Genomic DNA, 16833 nt, shown 5'->3' with positions numbered 1-16833 from the left:
CGGGGCTGCGGCGGAGAGCGAAATTTTTGTGCGCTCCGTCCAACCCCGCTGTTGACCGGGGCGTCACCGCCCCCTATGTTGCGCCCCGCATCGGCAACAGGCCGCATGCTTTTTGTGATCCGGTAGCTCAGTCGGTAGAGCACGTGACTTTTAATCATGTGGCCGTGGGTTCGAATCCCACCCGGATCACCATTCCCCTCAATAACTTAACGGTTTAACAGGGCATCCGTTCGAACTCCCTCGGTAAACCGGCCCGTGGCGCTTTGCAAAGGACGGGGTACTGCTCCCGGTCGCGGCCTGTTCAAATAGCCGATCCCTCGTGTCACCCCGGCAGAAAGCCGGAACCTTCGGCCAATTTCCGGTGTTGCTTGGCGGCAGCGTCAAGAGGGGGAGTCGCCGGCATGAACCGAGCCACCGATCCGTATGCCGACACCATGGGCGGCGTCGCGGCGGGCAACACAGCAAACACAACACCCACATCCGATGCCCCGGCAGCGCCGCAAGGCCGGCGTGGGACGGACGAGATCGAGCAGGACATCCACGCCATCCGTGGCCGCATGGACGCGGTTCTCGACGAAATCGAATTCCGCCTGTCGCCCGGCCAGATGTCAGGCGGTGTCATCGAGGTGGTGCGGGACGTGGTGGAGGGCAACCCGTCGCGCATGGCGCGCGCCATCCGCTCCAATCCCTGGCCGCTGGCCGTGATGGCGGCGGGCGCCCTGTGGTTCGCCTGGACTGTGTCGCGCACGCCGGAGGTCGAACCCGTCTCCTCCGGAGCGCCGGCGGGACGGGTCGTCGACGGGACGATCCAGGATGTGCTGAGCGTTCTGGTCGCCGCTTGCCGTCAGGGGGCCACCGGATTCCGTCAAGCCGACATGGTTCTGGACGATCCGGACCTGAAGGGGCGGCTGGCCCAGGTTGCCACCCAGTTCGACCGTAGCGCCGCCGCCTTGGAGGCGGAACTGGTGCGCCGCGGCGGCGGCCGCGATCTCCAGGCGCCGGTCCACGCGGTCTGGCGCGACCTGGACATGGAATTGGGCGGTCCGCGGACGCGCGGCGGGCTGCTCCGCGGGCTGGAAAGCGGTGTGGAGGGAACGCTGGGGCTGTTCCGCAACAGCCTTCACGATGACCTGCCCGAAGAGCTGACGGTGATCGTCGGCGCCCATTTCCATGAGATCGAGACGGTGCGTCACCGTGTCGGCGCTCTGCGCGAAGCGGTCGCGTGAGGGAGGGGGCATGCTGGGGTTGAGCCGTCACCACCGCAACCAGTATCCGCGCGTCGAGATGGGAGGGGGACGTGGACGGTCGGCGGCCCGGCCTTCCGACATTCCCAAGGCGGGCTGGAAGGACATCCTCTGGCGCACCTGGGAGGAGCAGGGAAAGGACAACATCTCCATCGTGGCGGCGGGGGTGGCCTACTACGCCCTGTTCGCCATCTTCCCGGCCATCGCCGCGCTGGTGTCGCTTTACGGCCTCGTCTTCGACCCGGCGGGGGTGGAGCAGCAGGTCAATCAACTGGCCGGTCTGCTGCCGCCGGAGGCGTTGAACGTGCTGCGCGATCAGGCGCGCAACGTGGCGTCGGCGCCGCAGGAGGGGCTGGGCTTCGGCGTTCTGTTCGGCCTTGTCCTGACGCTGTGGAGCGCGTCGCGCGGCACCAACTCGTTGATCACCGCGCTGAACATCGCGTATGGCGAAGAGGAACGGCGCAGCTTCATCCGGCTTGCCGGGCTGTCGCTGGTGTTGACGCTGGCCGGTTTGATCTTCGTGATCGTGACGCTGGCGCTGATCGTGGCGGTGCCGGCGGCCATCAATTTCCTCGGCCTGCGGGACACCCCGATCGGCTGGGCCGCCAGCCTCGCGCGTTGGCCGATCCTGGCGGTGGCGATCGTGCTGGCGCTCGCCGTGCTCTACCGCTACGGCCCGGATCGGCGGCAGCCGAAATGGCGCTGGGTTACCTGGGGATCGGCCATCGCCACGGCGCTGTGGATCATCGCCTCGGTGGGCTTCTCGGTCTACGTCTCGAACTTCGGCAGCTACAACCAGACCTACGGGTCGGTCGGGGCGGGCGTGGTGCTGCTGCTGTGGTTCAACCTGACCTCCTACGTGATCCTGATGGGGGCGGAGCTGAACGCGGAGATCGAGCACCAGACCGCCCGCGACACCACGGAAGAGGATGGGCGCGGCCCGAAGCCGATGGGCCATCGGGACGCCTATGTCGCCGACACGGTGGGAAAGCGCCGTGCGTAGCGCTTTCCCCTGCCGGATGCTGTCGGGTCAGCGGCTGCCGCAACTCTGAATGACGCCGTCGACCTTGCGGGCAGCGTCCGCGCTCAGCCGGTCGTGGACGAAGTCGGACCACAGGCCGGCCCGGTTCAGATCGTCGGCCACGCAGCGGCAGGTGGCGGTGCAATGCGCCATCTCGCCGCCACTGCTGGTGCAGGTCGCCACGCAGGAGGTCTGGAAACTGCGGACGTCCGCCGGGTCGGCGCCAATCCCCATCGCCAGCAAGGACAGCGTACCGAACAGAACGGGCTGGTGAAGCAGATAGACCGCCAGACTGTGCCGGCCGGCCCAGGCGAACCCGCGCCCGACCGCTCCGCCCGGAGTCTTCTCCGGGCCGGGACGCCACAGGCGACCCAGCGCCATCCCGAACAGGAAGCCGCCGAACCACGGAAAGAGCGGCACGTAGTCGTTCGATTCCGGCTCGAAGGTCATCAGCCCGATCCAGCGCAGCCAGGGCTCATCGAACAGCGGAAGGGTGATGGTCTCGCCCAGCGCGATCACCGCCACGCCGAGCAGCAGAAGCCCCGGCCAGGGGAGGCGCAGCAGCGCGAGGCCGAGAAGACTCGCCACCGCCATGTGGTGCAGCACGCCGAAGACGATCGGGCTGTCCGGAAACATGACCACCGACACCGCCGACACGCCGGCCGCCGCCAGAACGAGCAGGGCGAAGCGCCGCAGGAAGCGGCGCCGGTCGATGCCGCCTTCCGCCGCCAGGACGAGGCTGAGACCCGACAGGATCAGGAAGCTGCCGAGGATGCCGGTGCGCGCGGCCAGCCAGAGCGGATCGCCGAACAGGTCGAAATCGGCCAAGCCGAGATAGGTCAGGTCCCAGGAGCCGTGATAGAGGGCCATGGCGAGCAGTGCTACGCCACGCGCCGTGTCGATGACGCCGACGCGCCGTGCCGTCTTGGTCGCCGAGGGCGCCGATGCGGATGAGGTGGGGAGGATAGGCATAGTGCGACTTTTGCCGGAACGGCGCGCCGCTGTCCACCGATGCCCGCCAGGAAAGGCCTATCGGGAAAAGGCCTGTCAGAGTCTGTCCTGAAAGATTATTTCCGAGCGAGGCGGCGGAGCATGAGACGGATCATGGCGATGCGGATGAAGGCGACGGAGGTGCGGAGGTACTGCTCGTAATGGCGTACGAGGCGGCGGCACCGCGTGAGCCATGACAGCGTTCGTTCGACCAGCCCCCGCTTCGGGAGCACGACAAAGCCCTTGGCCTGATCGGAGCGCTTGACGATCTCCAGCCGCCAGTCGCCGGCGTCGCTCACCTTGGCGGCCGCGACGTCCCCTTGGTAGCCGCCGTCGGCGAAGATCACTCGGATGAAGGGGAACAGTGCGCGGGTGGCCTTGTCCAGGACCAGGGCGGTGCCGTCGCGATCCTGGATGTCGGCACGATGAACCGCGACGTTCAGGAGCAGGCCTAGCGTATCGACGAGGATGTGGTACTTGACGCCCTTGATCGTCTTGCCCGCGTCGTAGCCGACCGGGTCCGCCGCACACCCCCCTTTTCCGCCGCGCGGACGCTCTGGCTGTCCAGCACAGCGACGGTCGGGCTGGCCTCGCGGCCTTCCTGCTCGCGGACCCGCTGGTAGAGGTCATGGTGGATGCGCTCCAACGTCCCCTCCCAGGCCCACAGGTGCAGATAACCGTGCACCGTGCTGCGCGGCGGCAAGTCCTGGCAGGTGGCGCCACTGGCAACCCGTCTCCAGCACGTACAGCACGCCGTTCAGCACCGCCCGAAGATCGACGCTGCGGTGCCGCCCACCACGCCGCGCCGGCGGGATGAGCGGCTCGACGAGCCGCCATTCCTCATCGCTCAGGTCGCTCGGGTAGCGCAGCCCGCTGCGATCATGGCGCTCTCGGTTCTCCGGCGTCCACATCCTCACCTCCTTCTTGGAGGTGACTTTGATGGTGTGGACGACCGCTGCCCCTCGGCATCTGAGTGCCATAAGGTGGTCGGTGTCGTGTCGCCACATACGGGAGGGCCGTCCACATGAGCATTGTCACCGTCGGTCTCGATCTTGCCAAGCAGGTCTTCCAGGTTCATGGGGTCGATGAGGCTGGTCGGGTGGTGATCCGCCGCCAACTGCGACGGGATGCTGTGGAGGGGTTTTTTCGGGAGTTGCCACCTTGCCTGGTGGGAATGGAGGCCTGTGCCACGGCTCATCATTGGGCCCGGCGGATACTGGCCTTCGGTCATCGGGTCCGGCTGATCCCGCCGCCGCGCGTCAAAGCTTACGTGCAGCGTGGGCGGAAGAACGATGCCACCGATGCGGCGGCCATTGCCGAGGCGGTGACGCGTCCGCAGATGGCCTTTGTTCCGGTAAAGAGTGAAGATCAGCAGGCCGTCCTGATGCTGCACCGTACCCGCGACCTCCTGGTCCGCCAACGAACCATGCTGATCAACGGCTTTCGCGCCCACTTGGCGGAATTTGGCATCGTCGTGGCCCAGGGACGAAAGAACGCCAGCGCATTGATGGCGGGGCTGGACGAACAAGCTCTCCCCGAGCTGGCCCGTACCGCGTTGCGAGAACTTGTTGGGCAAATCGAGAATTGCGACAGCCGCATCGAGAGTTTGGAGAAGCAGATCGTTTCCTGGCACAAGACCAACGTGAGGAGCCGGAAGCTTGCCACCATTCCTGGCATTGGCCCGATCACAGCATCGGTTCTGGCCGCAACCATCACCGACCCGACGGCCTTCAAAACAGGACGCCACTTAGCGGCTTGGCTGGGCTTGGTGCCAGGGCAGAACTCCAGCGGGGGCAAGGACAGGCTAGGCCGGATCACCAAGACCGGCGACCGCTCGATCCGTCGGCTCCTGGTCATCGGCGCCACCAGCGTGATTCGTTTCGCTCGGACCAAAGCACCAGGAGACGCTGAATGGCTGAAGCGGATGCTCGACCGCAAGCCTGTCCGGCTCGTCACGGTAGCGCTTGCTAACAAGATGGCTCGCATCGCGTGGGCGGTGCTGACCAGCGGCGAGGATTACCGAAGCTCCCGCACCGCTACTGCGGTAGCGTGAGATCTTGATACTGGAACGGGCGCCGTGGATAAGTCGCCCGCCTATGCTGGCGCTGGAGAGCGCTTCGGCGGGCGACTTATCCACCGCTTATCTTCTCGATCGCTGAGTCAGGTGATCTCGTCTAACAAATTCGCGAACAAGTATGTGTGAGGGTGAACAGTGAATTGATGGCGATACGGTTCGAGCCGAGGATCAGAAAAGCCCGGGTGATTCAATGCGTTCCAAACGCGCAACTTTGATTGGGACCTGATCCGCGAATCTCATCATGGCCCGCGGTCAATAGCGCCGCACCTCTAGAGGCCGGACGCATGACCGCATCCGACCACTTCGCTAATTACTTCACTTTTCTTCTTGCACAGAGGCGGTCGTCCACACATGAATCACAACCGATTCATCCGATTCAACTTCTTCTCGGACGGGCTCTCAGGAAGCCATGGTCTGGGTCAGGACCAGCCGGGCCGTGGTGCCCTGTCCGCGCGATCCGGTCATGCTGAAGGTTCCGCCGATCTGGGCGGCCAGCGAGCTGACGATCTTCAGGCCGAGGCTGGAGGGGCGCGTCAGGGTGAAGCCATCGGGAAGGCCCGCACCGTCGTCATGCACCGTCAGGACCAGTGCCCCATCGTCGGCCCGCAAGTCGACGCCGATCCGCCCGGCCTCGCCGTTGGGGAAGCCGTGCTCCAGCGCGTTGCTGACCAGCTCGGCGAGGATCAGGGCCAGCGGGATCAGGGTGTCCGGCGGCAGATCGGATTCGGCGGCGCTGACCGTGCAGTCGACCCGCTCCGCCCCGGACGTTTTGAGGATGTCCTGGCACAGTTCGCGCAGGAACGGCTCCATGTCCATCGGCCCGTCATGGGGGGCGTGAAGCCGGCGGTGCAGGCGGCCCAGCGTGGACAGCCGTCCGGCGGCCTCCTCCAGCGCGCGGCGGGCTTCGGGATCCCTGACCTTGGACTTCTGGATCGCGATCAGCGAGGAGGCGAGCTGAAGGTTGTTGGAGACGCGGTGCTGAAGCTCGCTGAACATCACCTGGGTCTGCTGCGTCAGGCGGGCGCTGCGGTTACGTTCCTCCGCCAGCCGTTCCAACGCCACGTTCAGGATGTGGATCACGGCGATGTCGACCGCCACGACCAACCCGAAGAAACCCAGCGCCAAGGCGCTGCCTGGGTTCAGATCAAGCGATTGGTTGGGGCCGAGGAAGAAATACCAGGAGGCCAGCCCGCTCAGCAGCGCCGTCAGGATGCCCGGCCACAGCCCGGCGAGGAAGGTGGTGACGATGACCGCCGGGAAGAAGGTCAGGAAGGGGAACCCCGCCGGCAGCCGGTCGTCCAGGGCGAGGCGCGCCACCAGGGCGACGGCGAAGGTCGCCAGAGCGAACATGAACCCCAAACCCTTGTGCCCGCGCAATCGGGTGAACTGGGCAAGAGTCATATGCGGCGGTCGTCCGTTTCGAAAGCGGGGAACGGACGAAGCCGTCCGCGGAGGGAAGCGACTACGATATGGAGATTCGTATGCGAACGCACCGCCTTTTATACGGGTGCTTGGCAAATTAAGTTCGATCTTCGTGCGGTTTGTCCGGCGCTTGGCCGCGGGTCTTCAGGCGGAGGTCACGGATCTGCGGAAATCAGTGCATAGACCAAGCAACGGCGCCATCGAGCGGTGTGCGGCGATGCGGGTGGCGGTGTCCAGGGACTGCCGGGCCGCGGTGATGTTCCTCTGGTCGGCCAACCCGCGGGCCAGCGCGAGTTCGCGCCCAGGCTTCGTCGCCCAACTGTCCGGCGGCCACCGCCTTTTCGGCGGCGTCGCGGGCGTTGCGGACGGCGTCCTCCGTCTGACCGGACACCAAGGCAGCTTCGGCGATCCAGATCAAAATTTGCGGCTCGTGGCGCCGGATGCCGAGCATCCGTGCATGCTCCCGGCTGCCCAGCAGCAAGGACGCTCCGTCATTGAGCGCTCCGGTGCGGACCAGTGCATAACCCAGCGCGCCGAGGACGAGAGGTTGACAGGCGTGCAGGCGGATTGTCTCGGTGATGGCGACGGCCTGCTTCAACGGCTCCACCGCCATGGCGTAGCGCTGCGCGGTCAGCGCGGCCCAGCCGAGATGCAGACAGGCCAGAGCGCGGGATGCGGCGTGGCCGTCATCCTCCGCCCGGGCGAGCGCCGCGCGGGCCAGCCGCAGCGCCTCCTCCGGATCGCCCAACTCCGCCCGGCAACGCGCCCGGTGCGCGGCGATGCAGACCGGCGCCAACGCGGTCGGGCCGTGGAGACGGCACGTTTCCCCGCGCGTTGCCAACGCGGCGGCGGCGCGCAGAACGCTGTCGGCGTGGCGGAAACGGCCTTCTTCGGTCAAGCCTCGGCCCAGTTTGATGAGCATCTGCACCTGTTGACCGGGGCTTTGGCTTTCCCGCCAGAGCCTCAACGCCCGCAGGCCCGTCCGCCGGGCTGCCGTCAGGTCGCCGCCGGCCCAGCGCAGAGTGGCCAGAAGCGACAAGGCGCGTGCGATGCGCGGCCGGTCCCCAAGGTCTTCGGCAAGCGCCAGGGCCTTCTCCGCAGCCGTTATGGCGCCGCCGTCCGGTGATGGTCGGGTGCGGGCCAGGGCGGCCCACACATCGATCCGGCGTTGCGCGTGCCGCCGGGTTTCGGGCAGCCGGTCCAGCGCGGCCAGGGCATCCATGTAATGACGGGCGGCGTCGGCCAGGCGGCAGTCGGTCTCCGCCCGTCGTCCGGCGTGCCGTGCGCTGGCGCAGGCCAGCGCCCAATCGCCCGCCAACGGAGCGTGATGGGTCATCCACTCGATCCGTCCCGGCCGCCGGTCGTGGCGCAGATCCCCAAGCAGCGCGGCGTGCGGCCTCGGATCATCCTCGTCCTCGTTCTCGTTGGGGCCGGCGACGTCGGGTGGTCTCCCAGTGGGCACCGGCAGAGTGATGCGCCGTGCCGTGCCGGGGGGCTCCCAACCGTCGGGCCGACCGCGCGGCACGGGGGAGCGGATGGCGAGCAGGCACAGGCGTGCATCGTCGACGGCGTTGCTCAGCGCGTCCAGCAGGGGCACCGTCAGCCCGCGCGTCCACTGGGCGTTTTCCACCACGCTCAGGATGGGGCGCTCGAAGCACAGGTCCAGAAGGGCGGCGGTCAGCCCTTCCACTTGGAACGCGGCCCGTTGCGTGCCGTCCAGCCCCAGCCAGAGCGGGTGGAGCGAGGGAAGACCCAACAGGCCGCGCACCGCTTCTCCGGCCAGATCACCGCCGCCGCGTTCGGCGGCCAGGGCGATATCCCGACGGGCTTCATCCGGAGGAGCATCGGCCAAGGGCAGAAGGCTGATGGCGACCGCGTCGAGATCGTCGGGTCCTCCCAGCGGCGGCAGCAGGGACTGCGGCCAGCGCAGGACGCTGAAACTGGCGGCGACGGGGCTGCCGACGAGCGCGGCAAGCAGACCGTCAGCGGTCCCCTCCGCAGCGGTCAGGGACAGGACGGAACCGATGCCTTCCTCGGCCCGGTGCAGGGCATGCGCGATGTCCGCCAGCGCGCGCCGGAGCGCGGCACCGTCAGGTGGCGCCCCGGCATGATCCCGAGCGACGGACCGCGGTTGCGCCATCGGTCTCCCCGTGATGTTGATCTTACGGAACGCACATCCCGCGACGGCATTCCGGAGGGTGTGGAAAGACAATGGCAGATTTCGCGGTGGTTGGCCTGTGCTTCTTTTGGTGATGGAAGCGGAGGATTGGAGACATACTGCCGCATGCCCTGCTGCGGATCATTGCTCCTGGAAAGAGAAACGGCACCGCGGAATGCCACGGCGCCGTTTCTCTTTCATGTCGCGTTCACAACCCTGCCAAAAGTCTTAACCGGAAGGTTCTGGTCCCTTCGGTTGAGCTTTCGGCGACGCGTCAGCGCTTCACGGCGATGCCTTCCACTTGCGACACGTCACGGACCGCGCCGCGGTCGGCGCTGGTGGTCAGGGCGGCGTAGGCGCGCAGCGCCGGCGAGACGACGCGGTTGCGGTTGGCCGGCTTCCAGGCGTCGGCGCCCTTTGCGTTCTCGGCGTCGCGGCGGCGCTGCAACTCCTCGTCGGACAGGGCGAGGTTGATCTTGCGGTTGGGGATGTCGATTTCGATCCGGTCGCCGTCCTGGACGAGGCCGATGGCGCCGCCCTGCGCCGCTTCCGGCGAGGCGTGGCCGATCGACAGGCCCGAGGTGCCGCCGGAGAAGCGGCCGTCGGTGACCAGGGCGCAAGCCTTGCCCAGCCCTTTCGACTTCAGGTAGCTCGTCGGGTAGAGCATCTCCTGCATGCCGGGGCCGCCGCGCGGGCCTTCGTAGCGGATGACCACCACGTCGCCCGCCTTGACCGTGTCGCCCAGGATGGCCTCGACCGCCGCGTCCTGGCTTTCGAAGACGCGGGCCGGGCCGGCAAAGACGAGGTTGGAGGCGTCCACGCCCGCCGTCTTCACGATGCAGCCCTTCTCGGCGATGTTGCCGAACAGCACGGCGAGGCCGCCGTCCTTGCTGAAGGCGCTGTCGACGGAGCGGATGACGCCCTTGTCGCGGTCGAGATCCAGATCCGGCCAGCGCTTCTCCTGGCTGAAGGCGATGGTCGTCGGGATGCCGCCGGGGGCGGCCTTGAACATGGTGTGGACGCCCTCGTCCTGGGTGCGCTTGACGTCCCAGCGGTCCAGCGCGTCGCCCAGCGTCTTGGCGTGAACGGTCGCAACGTCGCGGTTGAGCAGCCCGCCGCGGTCGAGCTCGCCCAGGATGCCGAAGATGCCGCCGGCCTTGTGAACGTCTTCGATGTGGACGTCGGACACCGCCGGGGCGACCTTGCAGACGTTGGGCACGCGGCGCGACAGCCGGTCGATGTCGGCCATGGTGAAGGGCACCTGACCCTCCTGCGCGGCGGCCAGAAGGTGCAGCACCGTGTTGGTCGAGCCGCCCATGGCGATGTCGAGCGTCATGGCGTTCTCGAACGCCTCGAAGGTGGCGATGCCGCGGGGCAGGGCGGTGGCGTCCTCCTCCTGGTACCAGCGGCGGCACAGCTCTACCGCCATGCGGCCGGCGGCCAGGAACAGCTCCTTGCGGTCGGCGTGGGTCGCCAGGATCGTGCCGTTGCCGGGCAGGGAGAGGCCCAGCGCCTCCGTCAGGCAGTTCATCGAGTTGGCGGTGAACATGCCGGAGCAGGAACCGCAGGTCGGGCAGGAGCCGCGCTCCATCACCGCGGCCTCCTCGTCGGTCACCGTCGGGTCGGCGGCGGCCACCATGGCGTCGATCAGGTCCACGGCCTTGGTCTTGCCGCGCCAGTTGACCTTGCCGGCCTCCATCGGGCCGCCCGACACGAAGACCGCCGGGATGTTCAGCCGCATGGCGGCCATCAGCATGCCGGGGGTGATCTTGTCACAGTTGGAGATGCAGACCAGCGCGTCGGCGCAGTGGGCGTTCACCATATACTCGACGGCGTCGGCGATCAGCTCGCGCGAGGGCAGGCTGTAGAGCATGCCGTCGTGGCCCATGGCGATGCCGTCGTCCACGGCGATGGTGTTGAACTCCTTGGCGACACCGCCGGCCTTCTCGATCTCGCGGGCGACGAGCTGGCCCAGATCCTTCAGGTGGACGTGCCCCGGCACGAACTGGGTGAAGGAGTTGGCGATCGCGATGATCGGTTTGCCGAAATCGCCGTCCTTCATGCCCGTCGCGCGCCACAGGCCGCGGGCGCCCGCCATGTTGCGGCCGTGCGTGGAAGTGCGGGAGCGATAATGCGGCATGTCTCTACCTCAGGGATCGAACATTGCGTGCGGATGCGCAGGGGCAGCAACACTAGCAATCCCGAAGGGCAGAAACCAGACCTCTCGTTCCCTTTTCCGTCCCATTTTCCGGCAGGCGGGGCATAGGAGCTTTGCGGAGAACGGGGATGGGGGAGCGCCCCGCCCCCTCAGCCGCGCGAAGCGTCCCGGCGCGACGCCTTGCCCGGCTTTCCGCTGGCCGCCCCGCCGCGGGAGATCTGACCACCGGTCTTGGTCGTGCCGGTCTGCTCCGTCCGTCCGGCGGCCACCGCCGACAGATTCTCCGCCGCCGCCCGCGTGCCGCTGGCGCGAGTGGCTTTGGGCGTGGCTTTGGGTTTTGCGGGGACCGGCTTCGCTGCGGTCGGCTTCGAACGCCGTTTCGGTGAGGCATCCGACGCGCTGCTTTCCGTCTCCTCGCTTTGCCGCTCGGCGCGAATCTCGTCGTCGACCTCGGCTTCGGCCTGGGCCCAATGCTCGTCATGCCGGCCGTCGGGGCGGCCATCCCGTTCCCAAATGTCGTGGGCGCGGCGGCGAACACGCTCGGCCCGATCCTGTCCCGGCTTTTCGGTCATGGGGCTGCCTCCTCCTGGTCATGGCGGGTCGGGGTCACGGACCGGCCTGTCCGTCACAACGCAGGAGAGCGGCAGTGGTTTCCGGACATCCGGAAGCGCGGGCCAAAAGACGGAACCAAAAACGGAAGACGTATCGTCAGCGGTTTTCCTGTCCGACGAACCGGCTTTCGAAGCGGGCGGCGTCGGCGGGGGCCAGGGCGACATGCACATGGGCCTGTCCATCCTCGTCGCGGCGGTCCAGCACCTGCCCATGCTCGTACAGCCACGCCAGGGCGCGCCCGTCCGCAAGGTTCACGCTCAGTTCCAACACCTGCCGACCAGCCGATATGCGCCGGTCCAGCAGATCCAGCAGATCGTCCAGACCCTCCCCGGTCAGGGCGGACACCGCGACGGCGCGCTCCTCCCCCTCCATCATCCGTTGGTTGGCGAGGCGCATGTGGAGCGCGCCGCGGGCGGTCGCGGGCATCTGGTCGGTCTTGTTCAGAACCTCCACCACCCGCGGGTCGTTGGCGGCGTCGATCCCGAGGTCGGCCAGCACCGAATCCACGTCCGCCTTCTGTGCCGCGGCGTCGGGGTGCGAGACGTCGCGGACATGCAAAATCAGGTCAGCGGCCTGCACCTCCTCCAGCGTCGCGCGGAAGGCGGCGACGAGTTGGGTCGGCAGCTCCGACACGAAGCCCACCGTGTCGGACAGAGCCATGGTCTTGCCGGAGGACAGAACGAGCCGGCGCACCGTGGGGTCGAGCGTCGCGAACAGCATGTCCTCGGCGGTGACGCTGGCGCCGGACAGCCGGTTGAACAGGGTGGATTTGCCGGCGTTTGTGTAGCCGACCAGCGCCACCAGCGGCGTGCCACCCCGCTGCCGGGCGGAGCGGTGCAGTTTGCGCGTCCGACGGACTTCCTCAAGATCCGATTTCAGGCGGGTGATGCGCTCGGCGATCAGGCGGCGGTCGAGTTCGAGCTGGCTTTCGCCGGGGCCGCCCAGGAAACCGAAGCCGCCACGTTGGCGCTCCAGGTGGGTCCAGGACCGCACCAGCCGCGAGCGCTGGTAGGTCAAGGCCGCCAGTTCGACCTGCAACTGGCCCTCGCGCGTGTGAGCCCGGTCCCCGAAGATCTCCAGGATCAGGCCGGTGCGGTCGATCACCTTGGCCATGCAGCGGCGTTCGAGGTTGCGCTGCTGCACCGGGCTCAGCGGATGGTCGATCACCACCAGATCGGCGTGGAAGGCTTCGACCATGCCGCCGATCCGCTCGGCGGTGCCACGCCCGAACAGGGTGGCGGGATCGGGACGGGCAACGTGGATCACCTCGGCGTGCGGCACCTCAAGGCGGATGGCCTGGGCAAGCGCGATCGCTTCGGCGAGGCGCGCGTCGGGCTGGCGCGCCGCGCCGTGCCCTTGGTCGGGGTGCGTTGGCAGAACGGGCAGGATGACCAGGGCGCGGCCCGCGGAGGGCGGTGCCGCGCCGTCAGGTTCGTGGACCTGGGCGCTGCGGGAAACGGAGGCGGTGGAACGGGGTGACGGGCGGTCGTCGGAATCTGGCATCGGGCTGGCACCGTTCCTTCAGGCAAAGGGGTTGGGCGATCAGGAGTTGCAGGTCCGCAAAAAACAGCCCGCTGCTGCCGCGGTTCCAAAACCGTCCGGAATCGTGCACAAACCGCTGGCGTGTAACCTCTGGACATACTCCGATCATGTCATCCTTGGACCGCGGCGCCACCTCCCGACAGACGGCTCCCCAGACGGCCATGGCCAAAGGCTTCGTCGGGGTGCCCGGCGCCGGCATGCTGGACCGCTGGCCCTGGTGGGGGCTGTGCGCGGGGCTGGCGGCGGTGATGGTGGCGTCGGCGGTGGCGATCGGTTTCCGCACACCCTACTGGTCGCACGCCGACCAGGATCTGGTGCTGGCCTATCACGGGCTGCTGTTCAACGAGGGGCTGCCCCAGGAGTATTTCGACCATCCCGGCTACACTTATTTCCTGGTGATCGAAGTCTGGTACCGGCTGCTGCACGGGCTGGGTCTGATGCCGGTCGTCACCCTGTCGGGCCTGCCGCCGGCTGCCGACACCGCCGCCTACAACGCCGCCTGGCAAAATCTGGTGGAGGCCGGGCGGGCGCTGTCCATCCTCATCACCACGGCCTTCGCGCTGGTCTACGCCAACCTCGTCCGCGCGCTGGTTGGCGACCGCCGGGTGGCCTTCCTGGCCGCCGTGGTGATGGCCTTCGGCATCGGGCTGTCCACCCAGGCGCGGCAGATGCGCACCGATCTGCTGTCGGCCTCCTTCGTGGTTACAGCGCTTCTCCTGGTTCTGGTCGCCATCCGCACCGCGCCGGGCTGGCGGCCCCTGTTGCTTCTCGGGCTCGCCGGGCTGCTGGCCGGACTGGCGATGGTGACGAAGATCCAGGCGATCTTCCTGGCGCTGGGCATCCCGGTGATCGCTCTGGCCTTCGGGCGCCGCTTCCCCGGGGAGGGCGGACAGCATTGGATCGCCGCCGGCATTCTGGGGCTGGCGGCTGCCGCCGCGGCGCTGCCCGCGGTGGCCCTGATCCAGCATGGCATCGCCAGCGCCGGCCAGTCGCTCTATCCCTACCGCCCGGTCGGCGGCGGGCTGTCGGGAGTCTATCAGGGGATCATCGTCGGCTGGGTCGTCCTCGGCATGGCCGTCTACGCGGCGGTGTGGCGGGTGCGCCTGTCCTACGCGGTGGCGGCCATGGCGGCGGTCGTGCTCGGGCTGGCGCTCGGCGTGCTCGCCCTGACAATCCGCCCGCACGAGCAGAACGTCATCGCCGTCGCCAACCTGATCGAACACATGTTCGTCTTCACCACCTGGAAGCATCAGGCGGCGCTCCAGGGGCAGGAGCAGGTGCTTTCGGACGGGCTGGTGACGCTGCTGGCGAAGGGGCTGTGGCGCACGCTGGCGATCCGCACCATCGTTTTCCACCCCGACAACATCCCACAGACCGTGGTGGTGGAGTGGTTCATCATCGGGGGCTGCATCGTCCTGTGGCGCCGGGGGGAGCGGGTGGCCGCGGCGCAGGCGGCGCTTCTGCTGCTGGTCGCCTGGGGGCTGGAGACGCTGTTCTCCCTGCGCGGCTTCCAGCGGGCCTACGCCGCCTACACCGACCCGCTGATGGGGCTCGCCGCGGCCTGGGTCCTGCTGCGCCTGCCCGGCCTGCTGGAGCGCGCCCGGACGCGGCGCTGGATCGTCGGCACGGTGGCGTTGATCGTCGTCGTCGCCCAGGTCTGGCCGGCCATCGAGGCCATCCGCCTGCCCAACCCCGCCGGCCAGTGCGGCTGGATTCCCACCTATATGAAGCACGTCGAGCCCTTCCCCTTCTGCCGCCCCGGTTGAGGTGCGGCGTGGGCGTCCCACATCATGGGGACAGGCTGACCAAGAGGCTCGACCCCATGGACGACACCGCCGACACCCGCTGGAAGACCGATCCCGAAGCCCCCGACGCCGCGGAGCACGCCGCGGAAGGGGGAGGCGCCGATGAGCTGGACCGGCGGGTGGCGGCCGCGGCGATGCGGCTCGCCGCCGGGCAGGGGTGGCACAACACCGGCCTGCTGGCGATCGCGCGGGCGGCGGGGGTGCCACCCGGCGCCTTCTACCGCCGTTTTCCTTCCCGCTCCGACGTGCTGGCGGCCGTGTCGCGGGTCGCCGACACCGCGGTCCTTGCCGACGATGCCCCGGTCGGTCCGGACGAGAGCGCCCGCGACCGGCTTTTCGATGTGATGATGCGCCGTTACGACGCGCTGCTTCCTTACCGGGGCGGCCTGCGCTCGGTCGTCCGCGATCTGCGGCGGGAGCCGCTGACCGCGCTGGCCTTCTCCCGCCATTTCGGACGGTCGATGGCCTGGATGCTGCGCGCCGCGGGGGTGGAGGCCGACCGCACCGGCGGCGCCCTGTTCGTGGCCGGGCTGGGCGCGGTGCAGGCGCGGGTCATGCGCGTCTTTCTGGAGGACGACAGCGCCGACCTGTCGCGGACCATGGCGGCGCTCGATTCCGAGCTGCGGCGGGCGGAGCGCTGGGCTGGGGCATTACGCCGCAGATCCGGACGCGCTTCTCCGACCGAATCACCGCCGCCGCCGCAGGGCGCCGGGGAAGCGGCCGGGGAACCAGGAAGCGCGTCCGCTGGTTGAGGTTCCATGAGCCGCGGTGTAGCCCCTGGTGCGACGCACAAGGGCGTTGACTATCTTTTTGGCAATCTGCATAGTCGCGCCACAGGTTTGCTGCGTCGCAGCATGCCCGCAAATCCTTTCGTCGGGGGTGAGAACCATGGCCAAGCAGTCGTCCGGTAACCCGTTCCTCGAATTCGATCTGTCCAAGGTGCTGGGCGATTACAAGGTGCCCGGCCTCGACGTCGAGTTGATCCTGGCGAGCCAGCGCAAGAACATCGAGGCGGTGACCGCCGCCAACCAGCTCGCGATCGAGGGTCTGCAGGCCGTGCTCCGCCGCCAGGCCGAGATCGTCCGTTCCTCCGTCGAGGAGGCCGGCAGCTACGTGAACCAGGTCGCCGCCGCCGGCACGCCGGAAGAGAAGGCCGCCAAGCAGGCCGAACTGGTCAAGGTCGCCTTCGAGAAGGCCCTGTCGAACATCAAGGAACTGGCCGAGCTGGTCGCCAAGTCCAACACCGAGGCCGCCGACGTGCTGTCCAAGCGCGTGTCGGAGAGCCTGGACGAGGTCAAGGCCGCCATCGCCAAGAAGTAAGCATCTCTCCCGCCGGAGAGTGCCGCAAAGGGCCGCCCACCGGGGCGGCCCTTTCGCGTTTCAGCTTCGGCACCGCCGGTGCTAGCCTTGCCCGTGACGATTGAAACCATGACAACCGCAACAGGGCAGGGACGAGACCCGTGACCATCAGTTATGACGATTTCCTGAAGGTGGACATCCGCGTCGGCACCATCACCGCGGCGGAGCCCTTTCCGGAGGCGCGCAAGCCGGCCTACAAGCTGACCATCGATTTCGGGCCGGAGATCGGCACCCGGCGCAGCTCCGCCCAGATCACACGCCACTACACGCTCGACGAACTGGTGGGCCGGCAGGTGCTGGGGGTGGTGAACTTCCCGCCCAAGCGCATCGGCCCCTTCACCAGCGAGGTCCTGTGCCTGGGCCTGCCCGATGCGGAGGGCGAGGTCGTGCTGGTCGGGCCGGGGCAGGGCGTGCCGAACGGCGGGCGCCTATACTGAGTCTGCTG

At 68.1% G+C, this 16833-nt stretch carries 14 protein-coding genes, 1 tRNA gene and 1 pseudogene; 8 read left to right on the top strand and 8 right to left on the bottom strand.

Annotated features, from left to right (window positions below):
* Window positions 1–116 precede the first annotated feature (116 nt).
* From ACWPN7_RS05615 to ACWPN7_RS05605, 3 genes are all read left to right on the top strand, one after another.
* Window positions 117–192: transfer RNA gene (locus tag ACWPN7_RS05615), tRNA-Lys, on the top strand.
* Window positions 193–401: 209 nt separating this feature from the next.
* On the top strand, window positions 402–1226 hold the full coding sequence (locus tag ACWPN7_RS05610; RefSeq protein WP_081863107.1) for a DUF3618 domain-containing protein: 825 nt from the start codon (window positions 402–404) through the stop codon (window positions 1224–1226).
* Window positions 1227–1236: 10 nt separating this feature from the next.
* Complete coding sequence (locus tag ACWPN7_RS05605; protein ID WP_051658189.1) at window positions 1237–2247, top strand: YihY/virulence factor BrkB family protein; 1011 nt, start codon at window positions 1237–1239, stop codon at window positions 2245–2247.
* Between the two features lie 27 nt (window positions 2248–2274).
* Here the strand turns inward: ACWPN7_RS05605 and ACWPN7_RS05600 are convergent, their stop codons facing one another.
* From ACWPN7_RS05600 to ACWPN7_RS05590, 3 genes and pseudogenes are all read right to left on the bottom strand, one after another.
* Window positions 2275–3237, bottom strand: coding sequence for an acetyltransferase domain-containing protein (locus tag ACWPN7_RS05600; protein WP_349621198.1), 963 nt, complete (start codon window positions 3235–3237; stop codon window positions 2275–2277).
* Between the two features lie 95 nt (window positions 3238–3332).
* A pseudogene (locus tag ACWPN7_RS05595) lies at window positions 3333–3782 on the bottom strand (IS5 family transposase); the annotation flags it as partial.
* Window positions 3783–3881: 99 nt separating this feature from the next.
* Window positions 3882–4166, bottom strand: coding sequence for a transposase (locus ACWPN7_RS05590; RefSeq protein WP_492273154.1), 285 nt, complete (start codon window positions 4164–4166; stop codon window positions 3882–3884).
* Window positions 4167–4279: 113 nt separating this feature from the next.
* On the opposite strand from ACWPN7_RS05590, the gene ACWPN7_RS05585 reads away from it, so the two are divergent.
* Entirely contained in the window at window positions 4280–5308 is a 1029-nt protein-coding gene (locus tag ACWPN7_RS05585) for an IS110 family RNA-guided transposase (RefSeq protein WP_451991358.1), read from the top strand.
* A 423-nt stretch (window positions 5309–5731) separates the two neighbouring features.
* Here ACWPN7_RS05585 and ACWPN7_RS05580 read toward each other — a convergent pair whose 3' ends face one another.
* From ACWPN7_RS05580 to hflX, 5 genes are all read right to left on the bottom strand, one after another.
* Window positions 5732–6682 (bottom strand): sensor histidine kinase, encoded by a 951-nt coding sequence (locus ACWPN7_RS05580; protein ID WP_051658190.1) that lies wholly within the window; start codon window positions 6680–6682, stop codon window positions 5732–5734.
* Window positions 6683–6926: 244 nt separating this feature from the next.
* A complete protein-coding gene (locus ACWPN7_RS05575) occupies window positions 6927–8894 on the bottom strand; it encodes a hypothetical protein (RefSeq protein WP_492273153.1) in 1968 nt (655 codons plus the stop codon).
* Between the two features lie 292 nt (window positions 8895–9186).
* Entirely contained in the window at window positions 9187–11052 is a 1866-nt protein-coding gene (gene ilvD / locus ACWPN7_RS05570; protein WP_040134040.1) for a dihydroxy-acid dehydratase, read from the bottom strand.
* 167 nt (window positions 11053–11219) lie between these two features.
* Complete coding sequence (locus ACWPN7_RS05565; RefSeq protein ID WP_459196820.1) at window positions 11220–11642, bottom strand: DUF2934 domain-containing protein; 423 nt, start codon at window positions 11640–11642, stop codon at window positions 11220–11222.
* A 136-nt stretch (window positions 11643–11778) separates the two neighbouring features.
* Window positions 11779–13185 (bottom strand): GTPase HflX, encoded by a 1407-nt coding sequence (gene hflX, locus ACWPN7_RS05560; RefSeq protein ID WP_459196819.1) that lies wholly within the window; start codon window positions 13183–13185, stop codon window positions 11779–11781.
* Window positions 13186–13331: 146 nt separating this feature from the next.
* Between hflX and ACWPN7_RS05555 the strand changes: the two genes are divergently transcribed.
* The 4 genes from ACWPN7_RS05555 to ACWPN7_RS05540 all read left to right on the top strand — a co-directional run bounded on the left by ACWPN7_RS05555 (window position 13332) and on the right by ACWPN7_RS05540 (window position 16825).
* Window positions 13332–14990: a phospholipid carrier-dependent glycosyltransferase gene (locus ACWPN7_RS05555; protein WP_459196818.1), complete on the top strand. Its 1659-nt coding sequence runs from the start codon at window positions 13332–13334 to the stop codon at window positions 14988–14990.
* 56 nt (window positions 14991–15046) lie between these two features.
* On the top strand, window positions 15047–15781 hold the full coding sequence (locus ACWPN7_RS05550; protein WP_459196817.1) for a TetR family transcriptional regulator: 735 nt from the start codon (window positions 15047–15049) through the stop codon (window positions 15779–15781).
* A gap of 136 nt (window positions 15782–15917) precedes the next feature.
* Window positions 15918–16349, top strand: a complete 432-nt coding sequence (locus ACWPN7_RS05545; protein ID WP_492273152.1) for a phasin family protein — start codon at window positions 15918–15920, stop codon at window positions 16347–16349.
* A gap of 140 nt (window positions 16350–16489) precedes the next feature.
* Entirely contained in the window at window positions 16490–16825 is a 336-nt protein-coding gene (locus tag ACWPN7_RS05540) for a tRNA-binding protein (protein ID WP_109069539.1), read from the top strand.
* The last annotated feature ends 8 nt before the right edge of the window (window positions 16826–16833 follow it).

This window comes from Azospirillum sp. UENF 312511 (assembly GCF_058780635.1).
Note: the sequence above shows the minus strand (reverse complement) of the source record. Positions and strands in the feature narration are given on the sequence as shown.